Origin of the sequence: Venenivibrio stagnispumantis, assembly GCF_900182795.1 — a bacterium.
GTDB classification, from domain to species: Bacteria; Aquificota; Aquificia; order Aquificales; family Hydrogenothermaceae; genus Venenivibrio; species Venenivibrio stagnispumantis.
This window is the reverse complement of record NZ_FXTX01000014.1, coordinates 28,036-42,502: the sequence shown is the minus strand read 5'-3', so window position 1 is coordinate 42,502 and position 14,467 is coordinate 28,036. Positions and strand designations below refer to the sequence as shown.

The following is a 14,467-nucleotide window of genomic DNA, read 5'->3' as shown; positions in this document are numbered from 1 at the left end:
TTGAACACATTTTCTATGGAAAAGTTAAAAAATCTTACATTTTTCCCTTATATTAAAAATGCTTTATTGGGGTAATTTTATAATGGTTTTGGTATTACTAAACATATTCAAACAAACTTATAAAATTTTTAATAAAAAAATTCATCACTTAAATATCCGGTGCATATTTCTTTAACTTCTCCGGTCATTTTTATTTTCCAATCTTCTGATATTGATATTTTTAAAGTTCCACCGGGCATGTGAATATTTACATCTTTATTTATTAAACCTTTTTTATACAAGACAGAAGCAACCGCACAGGAAGAACTTCCGGAAGCGTATGTAAAACCTGCTCCTCTTTCCCACATTAAAATCTTGACATTATTTCTATCTATTGGTTTTGCAAATTGGACATTTATTCTGTTTGGGAAAATTGGTGCATTTTCTATAATAGCTCCGTATTCTTTTATCTCATTTTCATCTAAATTCTCTCTTATAATTACACAATGGGGATTTCCTACAGATACGCAATTTATTTCAAACTCTTTATCCTTAAAAATAACCTTTTCTCCAAGGCATTCTTCTTTATCAATATTAACCGGAATTTCTTTTGATTTAAAATTAGCTTTTCCCATATCTATGGTTATTATTTTTGCTTTATTATTTTCAGATTTTTCTATAAATGCTTCTACTATATCTGTTTTTGTTTCTATATAAAATCTATCTTTTTTTACATATCCATAATCATATAAAAATTTAGCAAATATTCTAAGTCCATTTCCGCTTTTTTCTGCTTCTGAACCATCAGGATTAAATATTCTTATCTTAGCATCAGCAACTTTTGAAGAATATCTTAAAAGTAATCCGTCTGAACCTACACCATAATGAACATCACATATTTTTTTTATAAAATCCGGAGTAATCTCAAAATCTATTTTTTCTCCATCCATAACTATATAATCATTCCCAAGCCCGTGTGATTTTACAAAAAAATATTTTTCCATACAAACCTCCTGCTATAAATATCAATAATTAACAGATTTATTTTTAAATTTTCTACTTGGTTTATTGTATGCTTTCCATAAATCATAATCTATTTGTAATCCAAGCCAGAATTCTGCAGTTGTTCCAAACCTTTGAGAAAGTCTAATAGCCATTTCAGGAGTTATTCCTCTTTTTTTATTTATTATCTCATTAATAGCCCTTATACTAACTCCAAGTTCTTTAGCAAGTTTTGATTGGGAAAGCCCTAAAGGCTTCATAAATTCTTCTTCAAGAATTTCTCCTGGATGTGTAGGTTCTCTTTTAAGCTCAACAATAGGAACAGCTTCTATATACTGCTTATTTTTTAAAGCTTCTTTGAATTCTTTTATATTCATCACAAAACCTTTTTATTATCTTTAAAAGGTAAATTCATAATAAGTTTATCATAGCTTAATAAAAGTTGCCTTAAATTTAAAATGAGGATAAAATATTTTTTTGGCATAAATTTTGCATAAGGAGAGAAAGTGGAGAAAAAATTAGCATTTGCTGTTGATATTAATGATTTAGAAGAAGCAAAAAAAGTAATAAAAGAGATAGAGCATAAAGATATTATTATAAAAATAGGATACAACTTATTTATAAAAGGTGGTTATGGCTTGATTGATTATATAAAAAATCTTGGATTTGAGATATTCTTAGATTTAAAACTTCATGATATTCCAAACACAGTATATAATGGAGTTTTATCGGCTAAGGAGCTAAATATAGATTACCTTACTATCCACTCTCTTGGTGGTAAAGAAATGCTTGAAAAAGCATACGAAGCAAAACAAAACTCAAATCTAAAAGTTATAGCTGTAACCATCTTAACAAGCCATAATGAAGAATATAAAAATTATATAAAGACAGAATATTCTTTAAAAGAGCTTGCTTTTAACTTGGCAAAAACAGCAATTGATATAGGAATAGATGGAGTTGTTTCATCTGCCCATGAAGTTAGATTTTTAAAAGAAAATATAAATAAAGATTTTATAGCAGTTGTCCCCGGTATAAGATTTGATAATAATAAAATGGATGACCAACAGAGAATAGCAACACCGGAAGAAGCAGTAAAAAATGGAGCAGATATAATAGTAGTAGGAAGACCTATATTAAAAGCTGAAAATAAAAATAAAATAATAGAAGAGATAATTAACAGGATGAGGGTATGAAAAACACATTATCACTAAAATTAAAAAATAAATTAACCCTTACATTAAGTTTAAAACAACAGATAACAATTTTAACCCTTCAAAAAGTTGAAATAGAAGAACTAATTAGAAATGAGCTTGAAGAAAATCCATTTTTAGAAGAAGAGATTAATATTATAAAAAATGATATTGATTATGAGCCAAAATATGATTATTATGAAGATGATGAAGAAAAAGATAATCCTTTAAACAGAATAGCTTATCAACCATCTTTTTTAGATTTTATCTCTTCTCAAATAGATTTAGAATTTGATGATAATGAAAAAGAGATAGCTTATGAAATAGTAGGAAATCTCAACGAAAAAGGATTTTTAGATACCCCAATTAAAGAGATTGCAGAGAAATTTAAAGTAGATGAAGAAATAGTAGAAAATATAAGAAAAAGAATAACAAGATTAGAGCCAGCCGGTATAGCATCACTTAATATAAAAGAGGCATTGATTGTTCAATATGAAGAGAGATTTGGCGAAGACCAGATAATAAAAGATATTATAAACCAAGATTTAGAACATATTACAGATATTGATTATCTTAAAAAGAAATATAAAGATGAAAAAATAGAAGAAAAAATCCAATTAATTAAATTACTTAATCCTTATCCATTATCAAATTTTTCATCTGAAAACACTATATATGTAGAGCCGGATATATTTATATATGAAAGAACACCAACAGATGGCAATCCGGAAGAATTTGAGATAGTAATAAATGAAAAAAATATTCCAAAACTAAAATTTGTAAATTCTTATAAAAAAGCTTTAAATAATAAAAATATTAATCCCCAAACAAAACAATTTTTATATACAAAATTACAACAAGCAATAGGAATAGTTAAAGGGCTACAACAAAGAAGAGAAGAATTATACAAACTTGCAAAAATTCTTGTTAATCATCAAAAAGATTTTTTAAAATACGGAAAAGAACATATAAAACCACTTACATTAAAAGATGTAGCAAAAGAGATGGATTTACATGAATCAACAATTAGCAGAATTGTTTCATCTAAATATGCACAAACACCACAAGGATTTTTGCCACTTAAAGCATTTTTCTCAACAAAACTAAATACAGAAAGTGGAAATATTTCACCAGAAAGTGTAAAATATTTAATTCAAAAATTAATAGAAGAAGAAGATAAATCTAATCCTTTAAGTGATACACAGATAGCCCAGATATTACAAGAAAAAGGAATAAAAGTAGCAAGAAGAACAGTTGCAAAATATAGAGAAGAAATGAATATACCGGATTCAAGAAAAAGAAAGGTTATTACATAAAAGGAGGCAAGAAAATGCAGATTGAACACGTTGGAAAAAACATTGATGTAACAGATTTTATCAAAGCTTACACAGAACATAGGCTTGAAAGAATTAAAAGATACATCAAAGATTTAGATGTATCTGAAGATTCTGTTAGAGTTAGGGTAGTGTATGATTTTGAAAAACACAGACATAGAAATAGAGTAGATATAGATATCTATTTTAATACACCCGGTGGTGGTGTTATCCACGCATGGGAAGAAAGTAATGATTTGTATTCTGCAATAGATTTTGCTATGGATGAAGTAGAAAGACAATTAATTAGATTAAAAAGCAGAAGGGTAGAAGAAAAAAGAAGAGCAGCTAAGCTTGAATCATTAAAAGAACATACTGCAGAAACACCATCCATAGAAAGACCATTAATAACCTTAGAGCCTTTACCGGTTGAAAAACCTATGACTGTGGAAGATGCAAGATTGCTTCTTGAAGAAATGGGAACATTTTTCTTGCCATTTAGAAATGCAGAAACAGGGGAAATTAATGTTATTTACAGAAAGAAAGCCGGAAATTATGGCTTAATTGCTTCAAATGTTTAATAATTGATTTTTTTATATTTTTAATGTATAATACTGTTTTGCTTAATTTGTTGTAAATAAAATCTGAAAGGAGTGAAAGAAGATGAAAACATTCTATCTTCGCAAAGAAGATGTTAAGAGAGATTGGTATGTAATTGATGCAACCGGAAAAAACCTTGGAAGATTGGCATCTCTAATAGCAAATGTTTTAAGAGGAAAACATAAACCTGTATTCCAAAAAGATGTAGATTGTGGAGATTTTGTTATCGTTTTAAACGCAGATAAAATAACTGTAACCGGAAAAAAATTAACAGATAAAGAATATAAATTCCATACAAATAGACCAGGTGGATTGAAAGTAAGAACTCTTGAATGGATGCTCCAAAACAAGCCAGAAGAAGTGTTAGCATTGGCTGTTGAAAGAATGCTTCCTAAGAATAAATTGCAAAAAAGATTTATGAAAAGATTAAAGATATATACTGGCTCGGAACATCCTCATCAAGCACAAAATCCGAAGCCACTTGAAGATTTAGCTAAATTATGGAAAGCTATATAAGGAGGTTAAACTTTGGCTACAGAAAAAGCAATCAAAATAGACCCTAAGGTAGCAAAATACGGAACCGGTAGAAGAAAAGAAGCAGTTGCAAGAGTATGGATATTACCTGGAGAAGGAAGAATATTTGTTAAATCTTCATCAGGTAAAGAATGGAATGCAAAAGATTATTTTGAAAGAGATATTCTTATTGAAAAAATAAATCAACCTTTTGTAGTAACTGAAACTCTTGGAAAATTTGATGTATATGCAACAGTAGAAGGCAGTGGAAAACCGGCTCAAGCAGAGGCGGTTATGTATGGAATAGCGAAAGCCCTTGAAGCTTATAATCCTGCATTTAGAACTCCTCTAAAATCTGCAGGATTAATGACAAGAGATGCAAGAGTTAAAGAACGTAAAAAATACGCTCAAATGGGTGCAAGAGCGAAATACAGATGGTCTAAACGTTAATATTTATTATGAAAAATGTTGCTGTTATCGGAGCTTCCGGATATACAGGCATAGAATTATTAAGAATATTATCAAATCACAGATATGTTAATGTAAATCAGATAACATCAAGACAATATAAAGGAAAGGCATTAAAAGATGTCTTTCCCTTCTTATATAAATCTAAATACCAAGATTTAATTTTTACAGAAGATATAGATTTAGAAAAATCCGATATATATTTTTTATGTCTTCCTCATGACGCATCTTTGCATATTACAAAATCTTTAAAAGATAAAGGCAAAATAGTAATAGATTTATCTGCTGCTTACAGAATAAAAGATAAATCAGTATATCTGGATTATTATAATTTTGAACATCCTTATGATGATTTGCTTAATGAGGCAGTTTATGGACTGCCGGAAATTTATAGAGAAGATATAAAAAAAGCTACTATTATTGCAAATCCAGGTTGTTATCCAACATCTATAATCCTTGCTTTGTATCCGGTTGTAGATAAAATAGAAGATATAATAATTATCAATTCATTATCAGGAATATCCGGAGCAGGAAGACATTTAAAAGAAGATTTTTTATATCCGGAAGCATTTTCAAATGCTTATGCTTATTCTGTTGAAAAGCATAGACATACACCGGAAATTGAGTTTATTTTGTCAGATTTATCAAAGAAAAATATTAATATAAGATTTATTCCTCATATTATTCCAGTATCAAGAGGAATGCTATCAACAATAAATATAAAAATAAATCTTTCAAAAGATGAAATTATTCAAATATTTAAAGAAAAATATAAAAATGAACCATTTATAAGAATAAGCGATAAACCGCCAAGAATTAAAGAAGTTGCAGGAACAAATTTTTGTGATATTTACATAACGGAAGATAAAAAAACCGGATTAATCACAATTATATCAGCAATAGATAATCTTGGTAAAGGTGCATCTTCCCAAGCAATCCAAAATATGAATATAATCCTTAATATAGATGAAACAGAAGGATTAATTAATTATTCTATCTGGCCATGATACAAAAAGAAAGAGCCCTTGAGATAATATCTAATCTGAAAAAAGCAAAAATCCTTGTGATAGGAGATATTATTTTAGATAAATATCTTTGGGGAAATGTGGAAAGAATTTCTCCGGAAGCACCTGTTCCGGTTGTTGAAGTAATTAAAGAAAATTATAATCTTGGCGGAGCTTCTAATGTTGCCAATAATATAGCATCATTAAATGCAGAAGCTATTTTAATTGGTGTTGTCGGCAAAGATGAAAATGCAAAAATATTAAAAAATCTGCTTGAAGAAAAAAATATAAAATATGCCCTTGTAGAAGATAAAGAAAGACCAACAATAGAAAAAACAAGAATTATAGCAGTAAGCCAGCAATTACTTAGAATAGACAGAGAAAATAAAGCTAAACTTTCTAAGGAAATAGAAGAAGAGATAATAAAAAATATAAAAAATGTTTTAGATAAGGTAGATAGTATTATTGTATCTGATTACGGAAAAGGTGTAATTACCCAAAATATTATGGATTTATTAGTATCTTCCGGAAAGATGATATTTGTAGACCCAAAACCTTCTAACTTTATGCTTTATAAAAATACAACAATATTAACACCAAATAGAAAAGAAGCCTATGAACTTGTTAAAGCAGACAAAGAAGAAAGTTTAGAAAATGTAGCAAAAAAAATAATGGAAAATCTAAATCTTCAAAGAGTTCTTATAACTTTAAGTAGTGAAGGTATGGCTCTTTTTGAAAAAGATAAAGTAATAAAAATTCCTGCAAAAGCTAAAAAAGTTTATGATGTGACCGGAGCAGGAGATACAGTAATATCTGTCCTATCAATGGCTAAATCAATCGGAGCAAGTTGGGAAGAAAGTGCAATAATTGCAAATTATGCTGCCGGTTATGTTGTAGGAGAAATAGGAACGGCAACAGTTACAGAAGATATATTAACCTCTCTTTTCAGTTAAACTATAATGTTATAATATTTTTAAGATTTTGGAAGGAGAAGAAAAATGCTTATAAAGTTTTTCATCAAACCAAGAAAAGGAGTTTTAGACCCTCAAGGTAGAGCTGTTGCAGAAAGTTTAAAATCCCTTGGATTTAATGATGTAAAGGATGTAAAAGTAGGAAAATATATAGAAGTATATATTGAAGATAAAGAAAAAGATAAAGCCTTAGAAGAAGCAAAAGAGATGGCAAAAAAAGCCCTTGTTAATGATTTGATAGAAGATTATGAAATAGAAGTTGTAGAGGTAAGGTAAGTTGAGATTTGCAATAGCTGTATATCCCGGTTCTAATTGTGATTATGATATGTATTATGTTATTACCCAGATATTAAAAAAAGATGCCCAGTTTGTAGATTATAGAGAAACTGATTTATCTAAATTTGATTGTGTAGTAATTCCGGGGGGATTTTCTTTCGGAGATTATTTAAGACCGGGAGCAATAGCTTCACATACACCTCTTACAAATGCTATAAAAGAATTTGCAGAAAAAGGAAAATTAGTAATAGGAATATGCAACGGATTTCAGATATTAACAGAAAGCCATTTATTACCGGGGGCATTACTACCTAACAATCACGGCAGATTTATCTGTAAAAAACAGTATCTAAAAGTTGAAAATAATGATACACCATTTACAAAATTAACAAAAAAAGGAGAAATATTACAGATACCTATTGCCCATCATGATGGAAATTATTTTTGTGATGAAGAAACTTTAGAAGAGATGGAGAAAAACGGACAGATAATATTAAGATATTGTGATGAAAATGGAAATATAACAGAAGATAGCAATCCTAATGGCTCATTGCAAAATATAGCCGGAATAACCAACAAAAATAAAAATGTTTTCGGATTGATGCCGCATCCGGAAAGAGCAAGTGAAATATTACTTGGCAGTGAAGATGGAGTTAAAATATTAAAATCAATAATAAGCTAAAAGAGGAAAAAATGACAAATAAAGAAAGAAAAAAATTAGATGATTTAATAGCAAGAGTTTTTACCCTTGCATTCCAACTTGGCACAAATGTAGACCAACTATATAGAGAAGTAAGAGAGCTAAGATTTAATACTCAAGATAAAGATTTTGAAGCGGCACTTATAAATTTAGAACATGCATTTTTTATGGTAGTCCAATCTATCAATATCTTAAAAGAGCAAAGTAGAAATGCAACAATCCCAACAAGAAAAGCCGGCTGAAATACTAAAAATATTTCTAAAAGCTTATCAAATTACAGAAGATAAAGGAAAGATAAAACCCATAGAAGATATAGAAACACCGCTTATATTGGTAGAAAATATAGAAAATTTTAAAGAAAATTGTTTTTGGGTAAATATCAAAAATTTATGGATACTTATAGCCAAAGTTCCACCGGTTGTTTTAACAAAAGGAGATTTTATATTATTCAGAGAAAAAAATAAATGGGGAATGTTTAAATATCTCGGAGAAGAAAAAGAAGAATTTATCCTCACAGATGCAAAAGAAAAAAGAAAAACAAAAGTTAAAAAAGATATAATTTTTTCATTATCTTTATTTGGAAAAATTTTAAGAGTTCAAAATAAGGTCTGAAATGAAAAGATTATTTTTATTTTTAATATATTTTATAAATATAGCATTTGCAATAGATGGTAAAGAAAATAATTTTCAAGATAAAGATTTTCCAATCTATGCCAATAATCCAAAAAATCAGGTAATCTTTCCAATATTTGGAACACCTACTACTTATATTGTAAAAAATGGTAAAAAGATAAATATAATCTATGGGGCTGTTACAGAAGAAAATCTTGTAAAATTTTTAAGAGAAAGTTTAAAAAAATAATAGATGATAATTGAAGATTTGACAGAAAAAGATATAGAGCCGGTAAAACAGATAATAAAAGAAGCATTAAATAGAGATTATCAATTTTCCAAAAATGCAATCAAAAAAATATTGAAAATAAAAGATAAAATAGTAGCCGTATTTGAGCTAAATATAATATTTGATACAGCAGAGATTCTTATTATATCAGTTAAACCGGAATATCAGCAAAAAGGGATAGGAAAAGAGATTATGAATTACATCATCAACTTTTGTAAAAGCAATAATGTAAAATATATATACTTAGAGGTAGCAGAAAATAATCAAAAAGCCATAAATTTATATAAAAAATTTGGATTTGAGGTTTATAATATAAGAAAGGATTATTATGAGAATAATATAAATGCTCTATTGATGAAAAAGGAGATTATATGCAAAATTTAGAAAAAATAAAGAAAATCATAGAAGAGCATAAAAAAGAATTGGAAGAAAAATATCATATAAAAAGTATGGCTATATTTGGTTCTTATGTCAGAGGGACACAGACAAAAGAAAGCGATATAGATATATTAATTGAGTTAAAAGAGCCAATTACTTTAATTCAATTTATAAAACTTGAAAAATACCTATCAGACCTGCTGGGAATAAAAGTTGATTTAGTAATGAAAAAATCACTAAAACCTTATATAAAAAAACAAGTTCTAAAAGAGGCAATTTCATTATGAAAAAATACTATCAAGATTATATAAACGATATATTGGAAGAGTGCACTTATCTAATAAATAGAAGCAAAAATTTAAGTTTTTCAGAATTTGAGAAAAATGAAGATTTAAGAAGAGCTTTTATACGAAGTTTAGAAATTATTGGAGAAGCAGTTAAAAAGCTACCGGAAGAAATAAAAGAGAAAAATAAAAATATTCCATGGAAAGAGATAGCAGGAATGAGAGATAAATTAATACATGACTATTTTGGAGTAGATTACGAAATTATCTGGTTGACAGTTAATGAGGATATACCTTTCCTAAAAAAAGAGTTGGAAAAAATATGTTTCTAATTTAAATTTAATTACATAGGAGTTATAAGATGCAGATAAGAGGCAGAAATTTAGAGTTATTGATTCCGGAAGCTCAGATAAAAGAAAAAGTTAAAGAGATAGCAGAAAAAATTAATCAGGATTTTGAAGGAGAAGAGATTTTAGCAGTTTGTATTTTAAAAGGAGCTTTTATCTTTTTTTCGGATTTGGTAAGGGAGCTAAAAGGTAAAGTTTATATAGATTTTATGCAAGTTTCTTCTTATAAAACAGAAATGGAAAGTTTTGGAGAAGTGATATTTATAAAAGAGATGTCAGAAGATATAAAAGATAGAAATGTGCTTTTAATAGATGATATTATAGATACGGGAAGAACACTTAAAGCTTTGGTAGAAGCATTATCACTTAGAAATCCAAGGAAATTAAAAACGGCAGTATTGCTTGATAAAAAAGAAAGAAGAGAAGTAGATTATGAGGCTGATTATACCGGTTTTGTTATACCGGATAAATTTGTTGTAGGATATGGATTAGATTGGGCAGAAGAAGGAAGAACATTAAAAGATATATATATGGTGGTGTAGATGGATAAAATATTTGAAGGAATTTATAGATTTAAAAATGAAGATTATGAAACACATAAAGAGATTTTTCAAAAGTTAAAAGATAAACAAAATCCACATACTTTATTTATAGGATGTGCTGATTCCCGTATTATACCAAATCTTATAACAAAAACATTACCCGGTGAATTATTTACCGTAAGAAATATTGCTAACTTGGTTCCTCCATATAGAGATACAAATGATTATGTTGCAACTACATCTGCAATAGAGTATGCAGTTTTAGTGTTAAATGTTGAAAATATTGTAATATGTGGACATTCAAATTGTGGAGGTTGTGCTTCTGTTTATAAAACAGAGGAAGAGCTTAAAAATATTCCTCATGTAAAAAAATGGATAGAATTGATAAATCCGGCAAAAGAAAAAGCTTTGCAAATTTGTAAAGATAATCCATATAAATTATAAATGATTACAGAACAATTAAATATAATAGAGCAGATAAAAAATTTATTAACTTACCCTTTTATAAGAGATAGATATATAGAAGGAAAATTAAAAATTTATGGTTGGTATTATATAATAGAAACCGGAGAAATTTATAATTATGATAAAGAAACCGGTGAATTTAAATTAATTGTATAAAAAGGAGTGATAAGGATGAAAATGGCAGATGTTTCTTTAAAATTTGAAACAATAAGAACAGCTCAGGCAGAAGGAAAGATATATCTTTCAAAAGAAACCATAGATGTGATAAAAAATAAGCAAATTCCAAAAGGAGATGTTATCACTGCTACTGAAATGGCAGGAATTCTAGGAGCAAAGAAAACTCCGGAAATACTTCCATTTTGTCATCCTATCTTAATAGACCAAGCTTATGTAGAAGTAAAACTTGAAGAAGATGGTATATATGTTAAATCTTTTGCAAGAGGTGAAAAGAAACATTAAAGCTTTATTATTATTCGCATTAATGTATAAAGATGAAGAATATCTCAAAAAAGCAGAAGAAGAGATAAAAAGAGATTGGGGAGATATTATTTTTGAAAAATATATAGGCATAAAAGATTATTACAAATATTATGAAAAAGAAATGGGGGAAGGACTTCATAAAAAATTTGTAGCTATTGATAACCTAATAGAAAAGGATAAATTAATTGAACTAAAAAAATATAGTATGAAACTTGAAGATAAATACAGGATAAACTCAAACAGAACAGTAAATATAGACCCTATATATCTTGATATGTTTCAGGTAGTAGTTGCAAGCTCAAAAGATAAAGGAAGCCGAATATATCTTGGAGAAGGTGTATTTGCAGAAATAGAGCTTCTTTATCATCATGGCAGTTTTCATCCTCTATTATGGACATATCTTGATTATAAAGAAAATATTGATTTTTTCAATGAAGTAAGAAAAATTTATCTATCAAAAAGGAGTTAATTTGAAAAAATTAAGAGCAGATAAAGAAATAACATTAAAAGATTTTGTTGCAGAAAAATTGAAAATATCAAAAAATAAAGCAAAAGAGATAATAGATTCAAGAAATGTTTTTGTAAACAATAAAAGAGTATGGATAGCTACACATACATTAAAATATGGCGATATTGTTGAGATTATAGAAACTCAAACAAATTTGCCTGTAAAAGTAGGTATATTATATGAAGATAACTATATAATTGCAGTAAATAAACCGGCTAATATAATTTCTGAAAATGAAAAAAACTCTATTGAAGATATACTTAGAAATCAAAAAAATAATAAAAATATAAAAGCTATCCATAGATTAGATAAAGAAAGTTCCGGAATTTTACTTTTTGCAAAAAATTTTGGAATTTATGAAAGATTTAAAGAGTTATGGCAAAAAAAAGATATTACTAAAATTTATTTAGCAATATCCCATAATGAGGCAACATTCAGCAATATAACAATAAGAGAGCCAATAGATGGAAAAGAAGCAGTTTCCCATGTTAAATTAATAAAAAAAGGAAATGGATTTTCTTATTTTGAAATAAATATAGAAACCGGAAGAAAACACCAAATAAGAAAACATCTTGCCTCAATAAGACATCCAATAGTTGGAGATAAAATTTATGGAGTAAAAAAAGTTGAAAACAATCTAATTAAAAATATAAAAAGACAGATGCTTCACGCATTTAAATTATTATTTACCCATCCATACACTGATAAAAAAATATCCATAACTGCACCTATACCTCACGATTTTGAGTACCTATTAAAGAAAATTTAATTAATTTCAATCTTTATTGAAATCACCCTTAAAAGAATTTATAATAAATCTGTAAAAATTATATATTTTTATAAGGAGAAGAGATGAAAATACATATAGCCCATAGTCCGGATTCTGATGATGCATTTATGTTTTATGCTATTAATACAAAAAAGATAGATACCAAAGGTTATGAATTTATAGATGTTCTTTCAGATATAGAAACATTAAATAAAGAAGCATTAAAAGGACGTTATGAAGTTTCTGCAATATCAATCCATGCATTTCCATTGGTAGCAGATAAATATGCTTTATTATCAAGTGGTGCAAGTATGGGGGATAATTATGGTCCTATCGTTGTATCAAAAGAAGATATAAAACCGGAAGATTTAATAAATAAAAAGATAGCGGTTCCCGGTTTATTGACTTCTGCCTTTCTCGCATTGTCTTTATTCTTAGGGACAAAAGATTTTAATTATGAAGTAATGCCTTTTGATAAAATTATAGATGCAGTAAAAGAAGGAAAAGTAGATGCAGGGCTAATTATACACGAAGGACAATTAACTTATAAAGATGAAGGTTTAAAAGAAGTTATAGACCTTGGAAAATGGTGGTATGAAAAAACTGATGGATTACCATTACCGCTTGGTGGCAATGTTATAAGAAAAGATCTTGGTGAAAAAGTTATGAAAGAAATTTCCGAAATATTAAAAGAAAGTATAAAATATTCATTAACTCATAGGGAAGAAGCAGTAGATTATGCATTAAAATTTGCAAGAGGTATGAATAAAGAAAAGGCAGATAAATTTATAGGAATGTATGTAAATGATTTAACGGTAGATTACGGAGAAAGAGGGAAAAAAGCCATAGAGATATTTTTAAAAGAAGCATACGAAAAAGGATTAATTGAGAATTTACCAAAAATAGAATTTGTATAAATAGGGGTGAGTGCTATGAAAATATTGGTATTGGATGAAGATTCTGCAACTGCAGAAGTTTTAAATGAGGTTGCTCAGCTTAGCGGTTCTAAAATTATAAATATTCATAATATAGATGAGGCTAAAAATATTCTCCTGAATGAAGAGATTGATGCGGTTGTATCCGAAAGAAAAATAGGAAATAGACCAGCTGTTGAGATTTTAGTATATTTAAGAAAGCAACTAAATAAAGATATTCCTTTTATTATATTATCTTCATCTTTAACAGACCAAGAAAAGGAATATTTTACGAGACTTGGGGCAGATACTGTTATAGAAAAACCATTCAACCCTCTTGAAGTATTCTTTTACATTACGGAGATATTAAAAGAGAGAAAAGGTGAAGAATATGTTAAGGAAAGATTAATTGAAGAAAAAATTGATAAAGAAACAGCGAAATCAATTATTGCAAGAATTATTGAATTTATAAAGAAACTTTTAGGAATTGGAAAAAAAGATTAATGGATTTTGAAGATTGGAAAGAAAGATTAAAAAAGGCTTCTGAAGAAAGTATTATTATTGTTGAAGGTAAAAAAGATAAAGAAAAATTAAATAAATATAGTATCAAAAATATCTTTGTAATCCAAGGTCAAAAATTTTATGATATCATTGATTATATAGCAGAAAATTACAAAAAATGCATAATTCTTACTGATTTAGATAAACATGGTGAAAAAATTTATCAAAAATTAAGCTTTGCATTATCAAAAGAAGGAGTAGAAATAGATAATAGTTTTAGGGAAAATTTAAAAGAGATAAATGTTGAAGAGATAGAAAATCTACCATAAAATATTTATCTTAAATCTTTATTGAGGTTTGTA

24 protein-coding genes and 1 pseudogene are annotated in these 14,467 nt (G+C 27.8%); 23 read left to right on the top strand and 2 right to left on the bottom strand.

All coding sequences use genetic code 11. The features are described from left to right. Positions 1-128: 128 nt before the first annotated feature. On the bottom strand, positions 129-983 hold the full coding sequence (gene dapF, locus QOR43_RS06160; RefSeq protein WP_265134702.1) for a diaminopimelate epimerase: 855 nt from the start codon (positions 981-983) through the stop codon (positions 129-131). Positions 984-1,004: 21 nt separating this feature from the next. Continuing rightward, complete coding sequence (locus QOR43_RS06155; protein ID WP_265134703.1) at positions 1,005-1,358, bottom strand: HigA family addiction module antitoxin; 354 nt, start codon at positions 1,356-1,358, stop codon at positions 1,005-1,007. Between the two features lie 129 nt (positions 1,359-1,487). On the opposite strand from QOR43_RS06155, the gene pyrF reads away from it, so the two are divergent. From pyrF to QOR43_RS06040, 23 genes and pseudogenes are all read left to right on the top strand, one after another. Then, entirely contained in the window at positions 1,488-2,174 is a 687-nt protein-coding gene (pyrF, locus tag QOR43_RS06150) for an orotidine-5'-phosphate decarboxylase (RefSeq protein ID WP_265134704.1), read from the top strand. Then, positions 2,171-3,487 carry an RNA polymerase factor sigma-54 gene (gene rpoN / locus QOR43_RS06145; RefSeq protein ID WP_265134705.1) on the top strand — a complete coding sequence of 439 codons (1,317 nt, stop codon included), beginning with the start codon at positions 2,171-2,173 and terminating at the stop codon, positions 3,485-3,487. Before pyrF ends, rpoN begins: the two co-directional genes overlap by 4 nt. Before the next feature lie 14 nt (positions 3,488-3,501). After that, entirely contained in the window at positions 3,502-4,065 is a 564-nt protein-coding gene (gene hpf, locus QOR43_RS06140; RefSeq protein ID WP_265134706.1) for a ribosome hibernation-promoting factor, HPF/YfiA family, read from the top strand. Positions 4,066-4,147: 82 nt separating this feature from the next. Continuing rightward, positions 4,148-4,600, top strand: a complete 453-nt coding sequence (gene rplM, locus QOR43_RS06135; RefSeq protein WP_265134707.1) for a 50S ribosomal protein L13 — start codon at positions 4,148-4,150, stop codon at positions 4,598-4,600. 12 nt (positions 4,601-4,612) lie between these two features. Continuing rightward, on the top strand, positions 4,613-5,047 hold the full coding sequence (rpsI, locus tag QOR43_RS06130) for a 30S ribosomal protein S9 (RefSeq protein ID WP_345782856.1): 435 nt from the start codon (positions 4,613-4,615) through the stop codon (positions 5,045-5,047). Between the two features lie 8 nt (positions 5,048-5,055). Beyond that, a complete protein-coding gene (gene argC, locus QOR43_RS06125) occupies positions 5,056-6,072 on the top strand; it encodes an N-acetyl-gamma-glutamyl-phosphate reductase (RefSeq protein WP_265134708.1) in 1,017 nt (338 codons plus the stop codon). Then, positions 6,069-7,022 carry a D-glycero-beta-D-manno-heptose-7-phosphate kinase gene (rfaE1, locus tag QOR43_RS06120; protein ID WP_265134709.1) on the top strand — a complete coding sequence of 318 codons (954 nt, stop codon included), beginning with the start codon at positions 6,069-6,071 and terminating at the stop codon, positions 7,020-7,022. The genes argC and rfaE1 overlap by 4 nt, the downstream gene beginning before the upstream one ends. A 45-nt stretch (positions 7,023-7,067) precedes the next feature. After that, positions 7,068-7,316, top strand: coding sequence for a phosphoribosylformylglycinamidine synthase subunit PurS (purS, locus tag QOR43_RS06115; RefSeq protein WP_265134710.1), 249 nt, complete (start codon positions 7,068-7,070; stop codon positions 7,314-7,316). 1 nt (position 7,317) lies between these two features. Beyond that, positions 7,318-7,998 carry a phosphoribosylformylglycinamidine synthase I gene (gene purQ, locus QOR43_RS06110; RefSeq protein ID WP_265134711.1) on the top strand — a complete coding sequence of 227 codons (681 nt, stop codon included), beginning with the start codon at positions 7,318-7,320 and terminating at the stop codon, positions 7,996-7,998. 11 nt (positions 7,999-8,009) lie between these two features. After that, positions 8,010-8,258: a replication initiation protein gene (locus QOR43_RS06105; protein ID WP_265134712.1), complete on the top strand. Its 249-nt coding sequence runs from the start codon at positions 8,010-8,012 to the stop codon at positions 8,256-8,258. Then, a complete protein-coding gene (locus tag QOR43_RS06100) occupies positions 8,227-8,628 on the top strand; it encodes a hypothetical protein (protein ID WP_265134713.1) in 402 nt (133 codons plus the stop codon). The genes QOR43_RS06105 and QOR43_RS06100 overlap by 32 nt, the downstream gene beginning before the upstream one ends. Position 8,629: 1 nt before the next feature. Then, the gene (locus tag QOR43_RS06095) at positions 8,630-8,878 is read left to right on the top strand and encodes a TlpA family protein disulfide reductase (RefSeq protein ID WP_265134714.1); all 249 of its coding nucleotides are present in this window, start codon (positions 8,630-8,632) and stop codon (positions 8,876-8,878) included. 3 nt (positions 8,879-8,881) lie between these two features. Beyond that, entirely contained in the window at positions 8,882-9,301 is a 420-nt protein-coding gene (gene rimI, locus QOR43_RS06090; RefSeq protein WP_265134715.1) for a ribosomal protein S18-alanine N-acetyltransferase, read from the top strand. Beyond that, positions 9,289-9,582, top strand: a complete 294-nt coding sequence (locus tag QOR43_RS06085; protein ID WP_265134716.1) for a nucleotidyltransferase family protein — start codon at positions 9,289-9,291, stop codon at positions 9,580-9,582. Before rimI ends, QOR43_RS06085 begins: the two co-directional genes overlap by 13 nt. Then, on the top strand, positions 9,579-9,911 hold the full coding sequence (locus QOR43_RS06080; protein WP_265134717.1) for a HepT-like ribonuclease domain-containing protein: 333 nt from the start codon (positions 9,579-9,581) through the stop codon (positions 9,909-9,911). The genes QOR43_RS06085 and QOR43_RS06080 overlap by 4 nt, the downstream gene beginning before the upstream one ends. A gap of 29 nt (positions 9,912-9,940) precedes the next feature. Next, positions 9,941-10,468: a hypoxanthine phosphoribosyltransferase gene (hpt, locus tag QOR43_RS06075; protein ID WP_265134718.1), complete on the top strand. Its 528-nt coding sequence runs from the start codon at positions 9,941-9,943 to the stop codon at positions 10,466-10,468. Then, positions 10,469-11,089, top strand: a pseudogene (locus QOR43_RS06070) (carbonic anhydrase). Between the two features lie 15 nt (positions 11,090-11,104). Further along, on the top strand, positions 11,105-11,392 hold the full coding sequence (locus tag QOR43_RS06065) for a cyclic pyranopterin monophosphate synthase MoaC (RefSeq protein WP_265134719.1): 288 nt from the start codon (positions 11,105-11,107) through the stop codon (positions 11,390-11,392). Further along, positions 11,376-11,882: a DUF4416 family protein gene (locus QOR43_RS06060; RefSeq protein WP_283571451.1), complete on the top strand. Its 507-nt coding sequence runs from the start codon at positions 11,376-11,378 to the stop codon at positions 11,880-11,882. Before QOR43_RS06065 ends, QOR43_RS06060 begins: the two co-directional genes overlap by 17 nt. Position 11,883: 1 nt before the next feature. Then, positions 11,884-12,690 (top strand): RluA family pseudouridine synthase, encoded by an 807-nt coding sequence (locus QOR43_RS06055; RefSeq protein WP_265134721.1) that lies wholly within the window; start codon positions 11,884-11,886, stop codon positions 12,688-12,690. A gap of 83 nt (positions 12,691-12,773) precedes the next feature. Further along, the gene (locus QOR43_RS06050; protein ID WP_265134722.1) at positions 12,774-13,607 is read left to right on the top strand and encodes a menaquinone biosynthesis family protein; all 834 of its coding nucleotides are present in this window, start codon (positions 12,774-12,776) and stop codon (positions 13,605-13,607) included. Positions 13,608-13,622: 15 nt separating this feature from the next. After that, the gene (locus tag QOR43_RS06045; protein WP_265134723.1) at positions 13,623-14,108 is read left to right on the top strand and encodes a response regulator; all 486 of its coding nucleotides are present in this window, start codon (positions 13,623-13,625) and stop codon (positions 14,106-14,108) included. Next, a complete protein-coding gene (locus tag QOR43_RS06040) occupies positions 14,108-14,434 on the top strand; it encodes a toprim domain-containing protein (protein WP_265134724.1) in 327 nt (108 codons plus the stop codon). The genes QOR43_RS06045 and QOR43_RS06040 overlap by 1 nt, the downstream gene beginning before the upstream one ends. The last annotated feature ends 33 nt before the right edge of the window (positions 14,435-14,467 follow it).

Coding starts and splice junctions, on each gene's coding strand:
- QOR43_RS06080 (WP_265134717.1), top strand. CDS start 9,579: ATGAAAAAATACTATCAAGATTATATAAACGATATATTGGAAGAGTGC.
- QOR43_RS06085 (WP_265134716.1), top strand. CDS start 9,289: ATGCAAAATTTAGAAAAAATAAAGAAAATCATAGAAGAGCATAAAAAA.
- QOR43_RS06040 (WP_265134724.1), top strand. CDS start 14,108: ATGGATTTTGAAGATTGGAAAGAAAGATTAAAAAAGGCTTCTGAAGAA.
- purS (WP_265134710.1), top strand. CDS start 7,068: ATGCTTATAAAGTTTTTCATCAAACCAAGAAAAGGAGTTTTAGACCCT.
- QOR43_RS06155 (WP_265134703.1), bottom strand. CDS start 1,358: ATGAATATAAAAGAATTCAAAGAAGCTTTAAAAAATAAGCAGTATATA.
- dapF (WP_265134702.1), bottom strand. CDS start 983: ATGGAAAAATATTTTTTTGTAAAATCACACGGGCTTGGGAATGATTAT.
- QOR43_RS06100 (WP_265134713.1), top strand. CDS start 8,227: ATGCAACAATCCCAACAAGAAAAGCCGGCTGAAATACTAAAAATATTT.
- rimI (WP_265134715.1), top strand. CDS start 8,882: ATGATAATTGAAGATTTGACAGAAAAAGATATAGAGCCGGTAAAACAG.
- rpoN (WP_265134705.1), top strand. CDS start 2,171: ATGAAAAACACATTATCACTAAAATTAAAAAATAAATTAACCCTTACA.
- hpt (WP_265134718.1), top strand. CDS start 9,941: ATGCAGATAAGAGGCAGAAATTTAGAGTTATTGATTCCGGAAGCTCAG.
- argC (WP_265134708.1), top strand. CDS start 5,056: ATGAAAAATGTTGCTGTTATCGGAGCTTCCGGATATACAGGCATAGAA.
- hpf (WP_265134706.1), top strand. CDS start 3,502: ATGCAGATTGAACACGTTGGAAAAAACATTGATGTAACAGATTTTATC.
- rplM (WP_265134707.1), top strand. CDS start 4,148: ATGAAAACATTCTATCTTCGCAAAGAAGATGTTAAGAGAGATTGGTAT.
- QOR43_RS06045 (WP_265134723.1), top strand. CDS start 13,623: ATGAAAATATTGGTATTGGATGAAGATTCTGCAACTGCAGAAGTTTTA.
- QOR43_RS06050 (WP_265134722.1), top strand. CDS start 12,774: ATGAAAATACATATAGCCCATAGTCCGGATTCTGATGATGCATTTATG.
- QOR43_RS06095 (WP_265134714.1), top strand. CDS start 8,630: ATGAAAAGATTATTTTTATTTTTAATATATTTTATAAATATAGCATTT.
- QOR43_RS06065 (WP_265134719.1), top strand. CDS start 11,105: ATGAAAATGGCAGATGTTTCTTTAAAATTTGAAACAATAAGAACAGCT.
- QOR43_RS06105 (WP_265134712.1), top strand. CDS start 8,010: ATGACAAATAAAGAAAGAAAAAAATTAGATGATTTAATAGCAAGAGTT.
- rfaE1 (WP_265134709.1), top strand. CDS start 6,069: ATGATACAAAAAGAAAGAGCCCTTGAGATAATATCTAATCTGAAAAAA.